The sequence below is a fragment of the Silicimonas algicola genome (assembly GCF_003148765.1).
GTDB lineage: Bacteria > Pseudomonadota > Alphaproteobacteria > Rhodobacterales > Rhodobacteraceae > Silicimonas > Silicimonas algicola.
In genome coordinates this window covers 599,784-613,413 of record NZ_QGGV01000001.1, presented here as the reverse complement: position 1 = coordinate 613,413, position 13,630 = coordinate 599,784, and the positions used below count along the sequence as shown (strand labels likewise).

General features: G+C 67.9%; 13 protein-coding genes. 8 read left to right on the top strand and 5 right to left on the bottom strand.

What is annotated here, in order from left to right; genetic code table 11:
* Positions 1-31 precede the first annotated feature (31 nt).
* Positions 32-400, top strand: a complete 369-nt coding sequence (locus C8D95_RS03130; protein ID WP_109757655.1) for a hypothetical protein — start codon at positions 32-34, stop codon at positions 398-400.
* 59 nt (positions 401-459) lie between these two features.
* Entirely contained in the window at positions 460-2,370 is a 1,911-nt protein-coding gene (locus C8D95_RS03125) for a beta-galactosidase (RefSeq protein WP_109757654.1), read from the top strand.
* On the opposite strand, the gene C8D95_RS03120 is transcribed toward C8D95_RS03125, so the two are convergent.
* The 4 genes from C8D95_RS03120 to C8D95_RS03105 are packed head-to-tail and all read right to left on the bottom strand — an operon-like array spanning position 2,367 to position 7,073.
* The gene (locus C8D95_RS03120) at positions 2,367-2,969 is read right to left on the bottom strand and encodes a DedA family protein (RefSeq protein ID WP_109757653.1); all 603 of its coding nucleotides are present in this window, start codon (positions 2,967-2,969) and stop codon (positions 2,367-2,369) included. The two genes, C8D95_RS03125 and C8D95_RS03120, sit on opposite strands and share 4 nt — an antisense overlap.
* Positions 2,966-3,310 (bottom strand): hypothetical protein, encoded by a 345-nt coding sequence (locus tag C8D95_RS03115; RefSeq protein ID WP_109757652.1) that lies wholly within the window; start codon positions 3,308-3,310, stop codon positions 2,966-2,968. The genes C8D95_RS03120 and C8D95_RS03115 overlap by 4 nt, the downstream gene beginning before the upstream one ends.
* Positions 3,311-3,357: 47 nt before the next feature.
* On the bottom strand, positions 3,358-5,004 hold the full coding sequence (locus C8D95_RS03110; protein WP_109757651.1) for a hydantoinase B/oxoprolinase family protein: 1,647 nt from the start codon (positions 5,002-5,004) through the stop codon (positions 3,358-3,360).
* The gene (locus tag C8D95_RS03105) at positions 5,001-7,073 is read right to left on the bottom strand and encodes a hydantoinase/oxoprolinase family protein (protein ID WP_249033304.1); all 2,073 of its coding nucleotides are present in this window, start codon (positions 7,071-7,073) and stop codon (positions 5,001-5,003) included. The genes C8D95_RS03110 and C8D95_RS03105 overlap by 4 nt, the downstream gene beginning before the upstream one ends.
* Positions 7,074-7,152: 79 nt before the next feature.
* Here C8D95_RS03105 and C8D95_RS03100 point away from each other — a divergent pair, with 79 nt between their 5' ends.
* The 6 genes from C8D95_RS03100 to C8D95_RS03075 all read left to right on the top strand — a co-directional run bounded on the left by C8D95_RS03100 (position 7,153) and on the right by C8D95_RS03075 (position 13,287).
* Positions 7,153-8,523 carry a hypothetical protein gene (locus tag C8D95_RS03100; protein WP_109757649.1) on the top strand — a complete coding sequence of 457 codons (1,371 nt, stop codon included), beginning with the start codon at positions 7,153-7,155 and terminating at the stop codon, positions 8,521-8,523.
* Positions 8,524-8,650: 127 nt separating this feature from the next.
* A complete protein-coding gene (locus C8D95_RS03095; protein ID WP_241239797.1) occupies positions 8,651-9,928 on the top strand; it encodes an ABC transporter substrate-binding protein in 1,278 nt (425 codons plus the stop codon).
* Between the two features lie 108 nt (positions 9,929-10,036).
* Entirely contained in the window at positions 10,037-10,963 is a 927-nt protein-coding gene (locus C8D95_RS03090; RefSeq protein WP_109757647.1) for a branched-chain amino acid ABC transporter permease, read from the top strand.
* Positions 10,960-11,904, top strand: a complete 945-nt coding sequence (locus C8D95_RS03085; RefSeq protein WP_109757646.1) for a branched-chain amino acid ABC transporter permease — start codon at positions 10,960-10,962, stop codon at positions 11,902-11,904. Before C8D95_RS03090 ends, C8D95_RS03085 begins: the two co-directional genes overlap by 4 nt.
* The gene (locus C8D95_RS03080) at positions 11,901-12,599 is read left to right on the top strand and encodes an ABC transporter ATP-binding protein (RefSeq protein WP_420902658.1); all 699 of its coding nucleotides are present in this window, start codon (positions 11,901-11,903) and stop codon (positions 12,597-12,599) included. The genes C8D95_RS03085 and C8D95_RS03080 overlap by 4 nt, the downstream gene beginning before the upstream one ends.
* Positions 12,592-13,287, top strand: a complete 696-nt coding sequence (locus C8D95_RS03075) for an ABC transporter ATP-binding protein (protein WP_109757644.1) — start codon at positions 12,592-12,594, stop codon at positions 13,285-13,287. The genes C8D95_RS03080 and C8D95_RS03075 overlap by 8 nt, the downstream gene beginning before the upstream one ends.
* Before the next feature lie 3 nt (positions 13,288-13,290).
* Here C8D95_RS03075 and C8D95_RS03070 read toward each other — a convergent pair whose 3' ends face one another.
* Positions 13,291-13,629 carry a hypothetical protein gene (locus C8D95_RS03070; protein ID WP_109757643.1) on the bottom strand — a complete coding sequence of 113 codons (339 nt, stop codon included), beginning with the start codon at positions 13,627-13,629 and terminating at the stop codon, positions 13,291-13,293.
* Position 13,630 lies beyond the last annotated feature (1 nt).

Sequence of the window (13,630 nt, the reverse complement as noted above, 5' to 3'; positions counted from 1 at the left end):
GACCGCAGAGGCTCATCGACAGGACGATGCCATGACCGGAGAGACAGACATCGTCCTCGTCGTGGACGACGAGACACTGATCGCGCTCGACCTTGCGGCGACTGTTGAATCCACGGGTCGGACCGTCCTGGGTCCGGCCTTCACGCTTGGCATGGCGCGCAGGCTGCTCGAGACCGACACAGCCACCATCGCTCTTCTTGACATAAATGTGGGAAGCGAGGTCGTGTGGCCGTTGGCCCACGAGCTTCTCGAGATAGACTGCGCGGTCATCTTCATCAGCGGCGATCCCCGCCAGCGTAAGTCGGTTCCCGGCTTCGCCGACGCTACCTGCATCGAAAAGCCCGCGATGCCGAAAGACATCTGTCGGGTTCTGGACGACGCGACCGCCTCCGCTGCCTGAACGTCTTGCCTTGTCCATCTGCCCCTGCCTAGGTGACCGGTACGTGCAGGGAGGACAAAATGACGGCGGCGAGGCGCGCCCTCGGGGTGTGCTACTATCCTGAACACTGGGACGAGGCTCTCTGGCTCGACGATGCGCGCCGGATGGTCGAAGCGGGTCTGACATGGGCGCGGATCGGGGAGTTCGCCTGGTCCCGTCTCGAACCCGAGGCCGGTCGACTGGAGTTCGACTGGCTCGACCGCGCGATCGACACCCTCGGCTCTGCCGGTCTGAAGGTGATCCTCGGCACGCCCACCGCTGCGCCGCCCCGCTGGATACTGGACCGCCACCCCGACGCGGTCATCGTCGATGCTGACGGACGGGCGCGGAAGCATGGGTCGCGGCGCCATGTCTGCTTCAGCCACGCCGGCTACCTCGCCGAGTGCAGGCGCATCGTCAGTTTCCTGGCCGAACGCTACGGGCGACACCCGCACGTTGCCGCATGGCAGACGGACAACGAGTTCGGCTGCCACGATACCGTGATCAGTTACTCCGACGCGGCCCGCCGCGCGTTCCAGGACTGGTGCGCCCGCCGCTACCAGTCGGCCGAGGCGCTGAACCGCGCCTGGGGCAACGTGTTCTGGTCGATGGACTACGGCGACTTTGGACAGATCGACCTTCCGAACCTCCTCGTGGCTCAGGCGAACCCGGCACACATGATGGCCTTCCGGCGGTTCTCGTCCGAACAGGTCGCCCGGTTCAACCGCGCGCAGGTCGAGATCATCCGCCGCCACAGCGACGCGCCCGTCATCCACAACTACATGGGGCGTTTCCTGGACTTCGACCATTTCCAGGTCGGCGCCGATCTCGACGTGGCGGCCTGGGACAGCTACCCGCTCGGTTTCCTCCTGACCCGGCTGGGGGACGACGAGGCAAGGTGTGCCCGGTACCTGCGGCAGGGAGATCCCGACGCCCAGGCATTTCACCACGACCTCTACCGCGCTGTCGGGCGCGGGCGGTTGTGGGTGATGGAACAGCAGCCAGGCCCGGTGAACTGGGCCCCGTGGAACCCGGCCCCCCTGCCCGGCATGGCGCGGCTCTGGGCGTGGGAGGCCTTCGCGCACGGGGCCGAAACGGTGAGCTATTTCCGCTGGCGGCAGGCGCCTTTCGCGCAGGAACAGATGCATGCGGGCCTCCTGCGTCCCGATTCCGCCGACGCCCCTGCGCTGGCCGAGGTCCGGCAGGTCGCCGCGGAACTAACCGACATGCCCGAGGCCGGCACGGCGCAAGCCAGGGTCGCCATCGTCTTCGACTATGCCTCCGCCTGGGCATGGGAGGCGGAACCGCAGGGGCAGGACTTCGACTATTTCGACCTCGTCTTCGCGATCTATCGCGCGCTTCGCCGCAAGGGCCTTTCCATCGACATCCTGCCGCCGGAGACAGCTACGCTCGACGGGTATCGCGTCGTCTTGGTGCCTGCCCTGGCGACGCTGCCGGAGCCCCTGTCCGCCGCTCTCGCGGGCTTCGGGGGAACCGCCATCCTTGGCCCCAGGACGAACGCCAAGACGTCCGAGATGTCCCTTCGCGTTCCTCTCGCCCCCGCACTGCCCGGTCTCGACACCGTCGTCGCCCGCGTCGAAAGTCTTCCGCCCTTCGCCGACGTCCCGCTCGCGGACGGCGGCGCGTTCCGTCGCTGGTTCGAACATCTCGAGGGACGCGCCGAGGTCGTCGAACGCACCCGAGAGGGGCGACCGGCCATGGTCCGTTCCGGCGGCCTGACCTATCTTGCGGGCTGGCCCGACGACGTCGCTCTCGACCGCATCGTGGCGCGCGCTTGCGCCGACGAAAAGCTTGCCACGCTCGATCTGCCCGAGGGCTTGCGCGTCCGGGACACGGCCACCCACCGCTTCGTCTTCAACTATGCGCCCGAGCCGCAGGACTTCGAGGGCGTGGCGCTGCCGCCTGCCGGGGTGAGCTGGCGTCCGCTCTAGGTCTCGTCGCCTTCGTTCAGCATCGCGCGGATAAGGAAGAAACCCGCGATGACCGCGATGGACACCGAGGACACGAGCCCGCCCCAGTCCCCCACGAGACCCGTCAGCACATCGAGCTTCTCGGCGAAGATATACCCCAGAAGAACATAGCCGGTGACCCAGATCGCCTCCCCCGCCGCATCCCAGGCCAGGAAGGTCCCCCACCTCATGCCGGCCGCGCCGGAGATGAAGTTGACGTAAGGCCCGAGAGGCGCCACGAGCCACGTCGAGAAAAAAACGCCGAGCGGCCCCCAGGTCCGCACCGTCTCTTCGGCCCGATCGACCATTACCGCTCGCGCCGGGGCGGCCCGCAGCCGTGCGAGAAGCGGCGCCCCTCCAAGTCGGCCGATGTGATAGCCGGTGTTGTCGCCCGCGATGGCCGCCAGGTAGGCCGTCACGAGGACGGACCAGAGCGTCAGGTCGCCCGTGGCGGCGAAGGCGCCGCCCGCCAGCATCACCGCGAAGGTCGGGATCGGGAAGGCGAGGCACGACAGGAAGGCCGAGGCGGCGACGATCCAGAGACCCCAGTCCGCGACGAGAGCGTATAGGGTTTCTGTCACGGTCTGGGACGCGTTAAGGCCAGGACGCGTTCGACGGCGGCGACAGCTTCTTCAGGCGTCAGACCCTGCATCTCCGCGATTTCGTTCAGGCTGCGGCCCCTGCCCGTGTCGCGGTCGACGCCGAGAGCGGCGCCGATCTCGTCGGGCGGGACCTGCCAGGCGCGTGCGACATAGCGGATGGTCATCCAGGATTCGACCGGCTGTCGTTCCACGACATGGTCGCGGAAGCGGATTGCGTGTACCGCCATGACGGTCGCGAAACCGAGCGCGAGCGTCAGCGCGACGAGGAAGATCGCGGCGAGAACCTTGTGGCGGCGCAGGGTGGAGACGACGCGGGACATGCCGCACTGTCTCGCGCATGGGAAGATGGCGCAAGCCGGTGCGGCAGTCAGGCGCGCCCCAGCCGCCGGTCCTCGTCCGTCAGGTCGGACTCACGCTCGGAGGCCGAGCCGTATCCGCCGCCGCCCGGCGTCCGCACGCGCACCCGGTCGCCCGCGCGAAGCGGGATGTCCTGTTCCTTCGACAGGTGCTCGGGCGCGTACTTCGCACCGTTCCGCCAGACCTCGACTTCGTTCTTCGCGCCGTCCTCGCCGCCAAGCGCGCCCTGCGGGCCGAAGCGCCCGTGATCCATGACGAAGCTCGCCCGCGCGGTTCCGCGCAGCAGTTCGACCTCGTAGTCCAGTCCCAGGCCGCCCCTGTGCCGACCGCGCCCGCCCGAGCCCTCACGCAGCGCGTAGCGGTGATAGAGAACCGGGAAATTCTGCTCCATGATCTCGACCGGGGGCGCTTTCGATATCCCGATGGTCGAGCACCCGTTGGCCAGGCCGTCATGGTCGGCATTGCCGCCGTAGCCGCCCCCTGAAAGCTGATACATGACATAGTTGCGCCCGGTTTCGGGATCGTGGCCACCCAAGGCGAAGTTGCCGCTGGTGCCTGCCGGAGCGGCCGTCACGCGGTCCGGCAAGGCCTCCACCAGTGCCGCGAAGACGGCCTCGGCGATGCGCTGGCTGACCTCGGCCGCGCAACCCGACACCGGCCGGGGATAGCGCGCGTCGAGGAACGTCCCTTCGCAGCCCACGATCGAGAGGGGTTCGAACGCGCCCGCGCTGATCGGAACCTCTGGAAAGATGTGCCGCATCGCGAGGTAGACCGACGAATGCGTCGTGGCGAGGACCGAGTTCATCGGCCCCATGCAGGGTGGACTCGAACGCGAGAAATCGAAGCTGAGGGCGCCCGGCGTCTTCTCGACCGTTAGTCTTATCGCCAGCGGCTCGTTCACCACGCCGTCGCTGTCGATCCAGGCCGTGCTTTCGTATGTGCCGTCCGCGATCTCGTCGATCAGCGTCCGCATCTGCGCCGCCGCACGTCCACGCAGCGCGTCGATGGACGCGCGCACCACGTCGTCGCCATAGCGGTCGAGCAGCGCCGTCAGCCGCTCCTCGCCCACGGTCAGCGCCGCCGCTTGCGCCTTCACGTCCCCGATCCGCTGGTCGGCGATACGAATATTCGAACAGATGATGGCGTAGATCTCGGAATCGAGGACGCCCTCCTTGAACAGCCGCACCGGCGGCAGGCGCAGCCCCTCCTGCTCGACCGACGTGGCGGAGGCCGAGAAGCCGCCGGGCACCGCGCCGCCCGTGTCGGGCCAGTGCCCGGTGTTCGACAGCCAGCAGAAGATTGCGCCGTCCCTGTAGAAGGGTCTCGCGAACCTGACGTCCATCAGGTGCGTGCCGCCCAGGTAGGGATCGTTGACGATGTAGGTGTCGCCCGGCTTCGGCGCCGCCGCGCGCCCGTCGCGGATCATCTCGATCAGCGTCCGCGTCGAATACTGCATCGTGCCGACGAAAACGGGCAAGCCGCCCTGCCCCTGCGCGATCAGGGATCCATCCTCGGCTGAATAGATGCCGTCCGAGCGGTCGTTCGCTTCGGCGATGACGGGCGAGAAGGCGGCGCGAGAGAACGTCAGATCCATTTCGTCGCAGACTTGCTGCAACCCCGCCTGGATGACCGACAGCGTGATCGGATCGACGGTCATGCGGCACTTCCCACGTGGATGACGAGGTTACCGTCCGCGATGCCTTCCACGCGGTCGCCCGGCGGGATGAGGATGGTCGAGTCGAATTGCTCGATGATCCCGGGGCCGTCGAGTCTCACATCCTCCGGCAAGTGGTCGCGCCAGTAGACGGGAGTGTCGTGCGCCTCGCCGTCGAAGATGACCGCTCGGACCGACGCGGGAGCGGCGCGCGCCATGCGGCCCACGGGGTCGATCAGGCCGCCCAGGTCGACGGACGCCGACGCGCCGATGACCGAGCAGTTGGCGTTGACCACGCGCGCCGGGATCTGGGCCAGCTCGACGCGAAACCTGTCCCAGTAGACGCGCTCGAACCGCGTCCGAAGCGTCTCGCGCGATGGATCGGGCGCATCGAGCGGCACGCGGACGACGTGCGACTGGCCCATGAACTGCATGTCGACGCTGAAGCTGTGCGTCACCCCGGTGACTTCGATCCTCTCGCGGTTCAGGGCGGCCTCGCCGGACGCCGCCTGCTCGGCGAAGACCTCGTGCAGTTCGCCCATGTCCAGCGTGTCCAACGGCCGGTTCAGCGTCCGAACGTAGTCGTGCCGCAGGTCGGCCACGACGCAGCCCAGCGCGTTGGTCAGGCCTGGCCGCGCCGGGATCAGGACGCGCGGCACGCCAAGTTCGCTCGCCAGTGCCGCCGCGTGAAGCGGCCCGGCACCGCCAAAGGCGAAAAGGGCGAAGTCGCGCGGGTCAGCACCGAGAGACAGCGACACCATGCGGATCGCACCCGCCATCTTCGCGTTGGCGAGGCGGATGACGGCCTCGGCCGCGCCCTCTGCATTCGTACCAAGCGGACGCCCCAACTCGCGCGCGAAGATCTCAGCTACGGCGTCGCGCGTCACCCCACCGCGCACGGCCAGCTTCGCGGGATCGAGACGCCCCAGAAGCAGGTTCGCGTCCGAGATCGTCGGCCGCGTTCCACCCCGGCCATAGCAGATCGGTCCTGGTTCGGCGCCGGCGCTTTCGGGTCCGACCTCCAGCAGCCCCGCCGCGTTCACACGCGCGATCGAGCCTCCGCCCGCCCCCACGGTGCGGACGTCGACCATCGGCACATGGATCGGCATCGCGTATTCGATCTCGATCTCGTTCGACACCGGCGCCGCGCCGTCGCGGATCAGAGCGACATCGGTCGAGGTTCCGCCCATGTCGTAGGTCAGGAGGTTGCCCTCCCCCACCCGCCGCCCGGTATAGGCGGCGGCCATCACTCCGGAGGCCGGCCCCGACATGACCGTCTTCGCCGCCTCGTGCGCGACGTGGCGGGACGAGACCATGCCGCCGTTGCCGTTCATCACCAGAAGCTCGCCACTGTATCCCCGACCCTCCAGCTCGGACCGAAGGCGCGCGACGTAGCGCTCCAGCAGAGGCTGGACGCTCGCATTCACCGCCGCCGTCACGCCGCGCTCGAACTCGCGCGTCTCGGACAGCAGGCTGTGTCCCATGGTGATGAAGCGGTTCGGCCAGAGAACGCCCGCGATCTCGGCCGCGCGATACTCGTGGACCGGGTTGGCGTAGGCGTGCAGGAAGTGGATGACCAGCGCCTCGCACCCCTTGTCGAGAAGCTCGAGGATCGCTGCGCGCGTCGCGGCCTCGTTCAGCGGCGTCAGGACGCGCCCTTTGGCGTCCATCCGCTCCGGCACTTCGATCCGCAGGTCGCGCGGGATGACAGGGCGGAACTCGCCCTTCATGCCGTAGGCCTGCGGGCGCGTGCGGCGGCCAAGCTCGAGGACGTCGCGGAACCCCCTGGTGGTGATGAGCCCGGTGCGCGCCAGCTTGCGCTCGAGGACGGCGTTGGTGGTGGTCGTCGTCCCGTGGACGATCAGGTCGACCCGGCCCAGCTCAACCTCGGCGGCATCGACGGCGGCAAGAACGCCGAAAGCCTGGTTCTCGGGCGTGGTCGGTGTCTTCGCGATGCGGATCGCACCGCTACCCGCGTCGACCTCGACGAGATCCGTGAAGGTGCCGCCGACATCGACGCCGAGAACTCTTCCGCCCGCCACTTGCGATGTCCGCTCCGATTGCTTGTACACGAATAGAAGGACGGCGGCCCGAAGGCTGTCAATAGCGCCACCGCTTGCCTTCGTCCGCGACCTCGACAAGTCTCGCGCCATGACGCCAGGTCGCCTTGCCTTCTTCCTCTTTGCGCTTCCCGTCGCCGCGTGGAGCCACACCTCCGAAGGTGGCTTCGTCCTCCTCCTCCCGACGCGTGCCTACACCGTGGCGGGCGTGGCTGCAGTCGCGCTGACGGTGCTCGTCCTGTTCGCCGCGCGACCTGCTGCGGTGCGCGCCATCTTCGCGTCGATGATCTTCAGCTTCACCAAGGCGCCTGAGATCCTCCCTGTCATCACGAGCGTCCTGTCCTTTCTCCTCCTCGCCAGTCTTGTCACGCTGGGGGTCGCAGGTCCGCGCGGTCCGCTCGACAATCTCTTGCCCCTCAGCTTCTGGACCATGGGATGGATGGCGCTGGTGCCCCTCGCAGCGGTCGCAGGGGATATCTGGAGGTGGATCAACCCCTGGACCGGTCTCCTGCACCTCCTGTCGCCGATCCGTCCGAGAGTGACCTTGCCGCCTCGTCTCGGTGTCTGGCCGGCGCTCATCCTGCTGGTGGCCTTTGCCGCTTTCCTTCTCGCCGACCTAGCCCCTGACGATCCGAGGCGGCTCGCCGTCGTCGTCGCGGTCTACTGGCTGGTGACGATGGCGGGCTGCCTTCTCTGCGGAGACGGCTGGACGCGACACGCGGAATTGGGGCGCGTCGTCCTGTCGACCTACGCGAGGCTCGCGCCGATCCAGTGGGGACCGGACGGAGGCGCTGGCGGACCGGGCTGGAGGGCGCTCGCCGCCTCGCCCCTACCCGGTCTCGGGCTCTTCGCGCTGACGCTCCTTGCCGTGGGAAGTTTCGACGGGATCAACGAGACCTTCTGGTGGCTGGGCCTGATCGGGGTGAACCCGCTCGAGTTTCCCGGTCGATCGGCGGTCGTCCTCCCGACGATGCTGGGATTGGGCGCCGCGATCCTGGCGCTCTGGGCCGCCTTCGCGCTGACTGTGCGCGCGGGGTTGGCTCTGGCGGGCGGAGGCGCCTTCGTCCCCGCCTTCTCGCGCCTCGCGCTGGCCCTTCTGCCGATCGCGCTGGCCTACCACATCGCGCACTACCTCACCGCGATCCTCGTGGGCCTCCAGTACTGGATCGTGGCGCTCAACGACCCGCTCCACAGCGGCGCGGATCTCCTCGGCCTCGCCTCGTTCCGCGTGTCGACCGGCATGTTCAATCGTCTCGACCTCGTCCGCGTCATCTGGCTGACGCAGGCGGCGGTCGTCGTCGCGGGTCACGTCTGGTCGGTCCTCCTGTCGCATCGCATCGCGCTCGACATCGTCGGGGACGACCACGCCCGCGCCGTGCGCCTGACCCTGCCGCTGTCGGGCTTCATGGTCGCCTACACCTTCCTCGGCCTTTGGCTTCTTGCCGCGCCGCGGGGGGCGTGACCGGGGAAAATGCGTGCAGCCTGACGCTGCGGCAGGAAAACCTCTGGACATGTGGGGGGCGCCCCGCAAATCATCGGCCCGCACAGGAAGCGCCGCGACAAGGGCGCCGAAACAGGGAGTTCCGACCGTGACCTCGCACCGTCTCACCAGCCGCCGCAGCCTTCTGAAGGGCGCCGCCGCGGGCGGCCTCCTCGCCGCGTCTCCGCTTGCCGCGCGCTTCGCCTCGGCCCAGTCCGAGCCCATCCGCATCGGCTTTCAGCAACACCAGACCGGCATCGGCGCCGCCTACGGCCGCTGGTACGGCCGCACCACCGAAGCCGCCGTCAAGGCGATCAACGACGCGGGCGGAATCAACGGCCGGCCGGTCGAAATCGTGGCCGAGGACGACGGCACCGATCCCAAGCGCGGCGCCGAGGTGATCGAGAAATTCGCCACGCAGCACAACTGCGACATCGCGTTCGGCACCCTCTTCAGCCACGTCGTCATGGGCTCGGCCCCTGCGGCGGGAGAGTTGAAGCTGCCCTATTTCGTCGTCTCCGAAGGCCACCACGTCGCGTCGGGCGCGCTGAACCGCTGGACGCTCCAGCCCGGCATCACCGACGTCAAGAGCCAGGTCTCGTCGATGGCGCCCTGGGTGACGGACACGCTCGGCAAGAAGGTCACGATGGTCTTCCCGGACTATGCCTTCGGCCACGACCACCGCGACTTCTTCTCGGCGGCTGTGAAGGCGGCGGGCGGCGACGTCGTCGGCCTGATCCCGATCCCGCCGACCGAGACGACCTTCACCAAGTATTTCCCGCAGATCCCGCGCGAGACGGAGGTCCTGTACCACGTCATGGTCGGTCCCGCCGTTCTCACCTTCGTCAAGGAGCTAGGCGAATTCTTCGGCCCTTCGGCGCCTGCGATCTTCGGCTTCATCGACAGCCTCGAAGCGGTCGATCTGGCGTCTCCCGGGCTCGAATTTCTCGACGGAACATATTTCTGGGAGGGCAACCCCCGCTATGCGCAGGCCGACCAGTCCGAATACGACAAGGCCTTCCGCGCCGCTGTCGGCGTCGATGACACGGGCGCCAGCACGAGCGATGCCAAGGACGTCTCGACCTACGCCCACATGTGGGGCTGCTGGGAGACGCTCTATATCATCAAGGCCGCGATGGAGGCCTCGGGCTATGCCGGGCCCGACGACCGCCAGGCGCTGGTCGAGGCCGTCGAGGCGATGACCGACATGCCCGAGGGCATGGAGCATCCGCAGGGGCCGAAGCTGTTCAACGGGCGCACGCACCAGGTCTTCGGACGGCAGTATGTCAGTCAGGCCAAGGAGGGCCGCCTCGTGAAGGTTCACGCGACCTCGATCGAGGACACGCTCTATCCGGACGAGGTCGATTATACCACGATGAGCTTCTGACGTCGGGAGGGGGCGCTGCCCCCGTCCCGGCACGGGGCCGGAACCCCCCGGAGTATTTCCGCCAAGAAGAAGGCGCATCCGCACGGGCGCAGCCGTTTCGGAGACTGAATGGAGTTCGGACCGCACCTTGTCCTCGCGATCCTCGAAGGCGCGGTCGGCGCGGCGGTGCTAGCGCTGACGGCGCTTGGCCTGTCGCTGGTCTTCGGGGTGATGCGTGTCGTCAACGTGGCCCACGGCGAGTTCTTCATGCTGGGCGCGGTGATGGCCTGGTTCGTGGCGGCCGCCATCGGCGGGCATCCGGCGGTAGGCTTCATCGCCGCGCTGGTCATCGCCCCGCTCGTCGCGGGCGTCATCGCGATGGCGGCCGACTGGCTTGTACTGAAGCGGGTGAACTACGATCCCGAGGCGACCATCGTCGCGACCATCGGGCTTCTCTACATCATGCAGCAATCGGCGCTCATGCTCTACGGCCCCGAGGCGCGGCCCGTCGAGGCGCCCTTCAACTCGCGCATCGCGCTCCCTTGGGTCGAATGGGGCGAGGCCGGCCTTCAGCTCTATTACCCCTGGGGCTTCGGGACGACGAGCTACAAGCTCTTCGTCATCGTGGCCGCCGTCGTCCTACTCCTCGCGTTCTGGGCCTTCCTGTCGCGCACGCGCTTCGGTCTCGTCATGCGCGCGACGCAACTCGACCGCGAGACGGCGCTGGCCTTCGGCATTCCGGTCGAGACGGTCTATGCCCTGGTCTTCGGTCTCGGTGCGGCGCTAGCCGCCCTGGCCGCCGTCCTGATCGTGCCGATCCAGCAGGCGCACTACCTGATGGGGGGCGATCCGCTTCTTCTCAGCTTCATCGTGGTCATCATCGGCGGGCTCGGCTCGATCCGGGGCACCATCGTCGCCGCCCTTCTGATCGGGATGTCGGACGGCGTGATCTCGGTCTTCTTCTCGCCCACGCTCGCGAAGATCCTCGCCACGCTTCTCGTAGCGCTCGTCCTCGTCTTCCGCCCGCAGGGGCTTTACGGGAAGACCGCCACATGAGGCCCGAGACGCGGGCGCTGGTCCTGCACCTCGGCGTGATCGCGGGCCTCGCGGCGCTTTATCCGCTGCTGCCGACCTATCACCAGGGCAACCTGACGCGCATCCTCGTCCTCGCCATCTATGCCACCGGCTACAACGTCCTCTTCGGCTACACCGGGCTTCTCAGCCTCGGCCATGCGATGTTCTTCGGGGCCGGCATGTACGGCCTCGGCCTGCCCATGCAGCACCTGGGCCTGCCCGCGCTGCCCGCCTTCGTGCTGGGAACTGCCTGCGCCGCGACCCTGGCGGCGGCCGTGGCGGCGCTCGCGTTGAGAACGGCGGGCGTCGCCTTCATGATCGTGACGCTGATGTTCTCGCAGGCCGCCTTCCTGACGATCCTCTACTTCACGACCTGGACCCGAGGAGAAGAAGGCTTCGTCCTTGCCCGAGGCGCGCGAAGGATCGCCGGCCTCGACTTCTCGACGCCCGACGTCCGCTTCTGGACGGCCTTCGCCCTGTTCGCCACGGCCCTTCTTCTGACGCTCTGGATGGCGCGGTCGCGCTTCGGACACGTCCTCGTCGCGATCCGCGAGAACGAGGAGCGGACGCGGATGCTGGGCTACGACGTTCAGAGCCACAAGTTCCGAGCAGTGGTGATCTCGGGCGCCTTCGCGGGCGCGTCCGGCGCGGCCTACGGGCTGTTCTTCGGCTATGTCGGCGCCACGTTCGCCTCGGTCCAGTATTCGATCTTCCCGCTGCTCTGGGTGCTTCTGGGCGGGGCGGGCACCATTCTCGGACCTCTCGTCGGCACGGCGTTCATGTTCTACCTCATCAACTGGGCGCAGGATCTGACCTCGGCCTACATGCTGGTCGCCGGTGTCGTCCTCGTCCTTCTGACGCTCTTCGCGCGCGCGGGCATCGTCGGAGAGATCAGGAAGCGCTGGCTCGGGTGGTTGCCGTGACGATCCTGTCCACCGACAAGCTGAACCGCGTCTTCGGCAGCCTCACGGCGGTCAGGGACGTCAGCCTCTCGGTCGATCCGGGCGAGGTCCATGCGCTGATCGGGCCGAACGGCGCGGGGAAGTCGACGCTCGTCGGCATGATCGCGGGACGCATCCCGCCGACCTCGGGGCGCGTCGTCTTCGACGGGAAGGACGTGACAAGCCTGCCCGCGCATCGCCGGATGCAGATGGGCATGGCCTATACCTTCCAGATCACCGCGATCTACGCGCGGCTGACGCTCTTCGACAACCTCGCCTTGGCGCTCGACGACCGGGACCCCGCCCGGGTCGCGGCCGCTCTCGACCGCGTCGGTCTCACTGAAAGATCGGACCAGCTTGCAGGCGATCTATCCTACGGCCACCAGCGGCTTCTCGAGATCGCGATGGGCGTCGCGCAGGCACCGCGTCTCCTGATCCTCGACGAGCCGACGCAGGGGCTGGCGGAGAGCGAGATCGCGGGGTTCGGCGACCTGGTTCGAAGCCTTCGTGGCACCACGACGATCCTCCTCATCGAGCACAACATGAACGTGGTCATGGAGCTGGCCGACCGCATCACGGTGCTCGAGACGGGCGAGGTTCTGGCGACGGGCACGCCCGACCAGATCCGCGCAAACCTTGCGGTCCAGGACGCCTACCTCGGGACGACCCATGCTTGAGGTCCAGGACATCGAGGCGGGCTACGGTCCGGTACGCGTCCTGCACGGTCTCAGCCTCGAGGCACGCGCCGGCGAGGTGCTGTGCCTTCTGGGCCGGAACGGTGCCGGAAAGACCACGACGCTGAAGGCGATCATGGGTCTGCTGCCCCTGACCGCCGGGCGCATCCTCCTCGACGGGACCGAGATCAGCGCCTTGCCCGCGCACCGCATCGCACGGCAGGGGGTCGGCTATGTCCCACAGGGCCGACGGCTGTTCTCAGAGCTGACGGTGGCCGAGAACATCGAGATCGGTCTCATGGCGGGCGGCAAGGACGCCGGGACGCGCGACCGGGTCCTGGACATGTTCCCGCGTCTCCGCGAGCGACTGGCGCAGCGTGCTGGCACGCTGTCGGGCGGCGAGCAGCAGATGCTGGCGACGGCGCGGGCGCTGGCGGTCGAGCCGCGGCTTCTTCTCCTCGACGAACCGACCGAGGGTCTGCAACCCTCGATGATCGACCTGATCCGCGAGACCGTCGTGACCCTGCGCGCCAAGGGGGTCGCCATCGTCCTGGTCGAGCAGAGGATCGACGCCGTCCTCGCCCTCGCTGACCGGGTGACCTTCATCGAGAACGGGAATTCGCGGGAAACGGTGACGCCGTCGGAGTTGAAATCCGACCGCGCGCTGATCCACAAGTACGTGGGCGTCTGAGGCTCAGATGTCCTTCAGCCCGCCCGGACAGAAGAAACGGGTGAAGGCGCCGTAGCAGGTCGCCTCTTTCCCCAGCCCCTCGATGTCGAACCGCGAGAAAAGGGCATAGTCCGTGTAAACCGTGTCGATCTCGGGCCGGACAAGCTCGTAGCAGTCCGAGGGCCGCATCTTGCAGACCGCCAGCGCCAGGTCGCGTCCGGCCGACCCGCTGTCGCCCACGTCGGCCCGGCCGACGGCGAGGATGAGTTGTTCGCGCAGCGTCGCCTCGGCCTTCTCTTCGTCCGGCTTCGTCGCCCAGGCAATGGCGGCGATCACCGCGAGGATCAGGACAAGACGCACCATG

Coding starts and splice junctions, on each gene's coding strand:
- C8D95_RS03090 (WP_109757647.1), top strand. CDS start 10,037: ATGGAGTTCGGACCGCACCTTGTCCTCGCGATCCTCGAAGGCGCGGTC.
- C8D95_RS03075 (WP_109757644.1), top strand. CDS start 12,592: ATGCTTGAGGTCCAGGACATCGAGGCGGGCTACGGTCCGGTACGCGTC.
- C8D95_RS03100 (WP_109757649.1), top strand. CDS start 7,153: ATGACGCCAGGTCGCCTTGCCTTCTTCCTCTTTGCGCTTCCCGTCGCC.
- C8D95_RS03130 (WP_109757655.1), top strand. CDS start 32: ATGACCGGAGAGACAGACATCGTCCTCGTCGTGGACGACGAGACACTG.
- C8D95_RS03085 (WP_109757646.1), top strand. CDS start 10,960: ATGAGGCCCGAGACGCGGGCGCTGGTCCTGCACCTCGGCGTGATCGCG.
- C8D95_RS03125 (WP_109757654.1), top strand. CDS start 460: ATGACGGCGGCGAGGCGCGCCCTCGGGGTGTGCTACTATCCTGAACAC.
- C8D95_RS03110 (WP_109757651.1), bottom strand. CDS start 5,004: ATGACCGTCGATCCGATCACGCTGTCGGTCATCCAGGCGGGGTTGCAG.
- C8D95_RS03115 (WP_109757652.1), bottom strand. CDS start 3,310: ATGTCCCGCGTCGTCTCCACCCTGCGCCGCCACAAGGTTCTCGCCGCG.
- C8D95_RS03070 (WP_109757643.1), bottom strand. CDS start 13,629: ATGGTGCGTCTTGTCCTGATCCTCGCGGTGATCGCCGCCATTGCCTGG.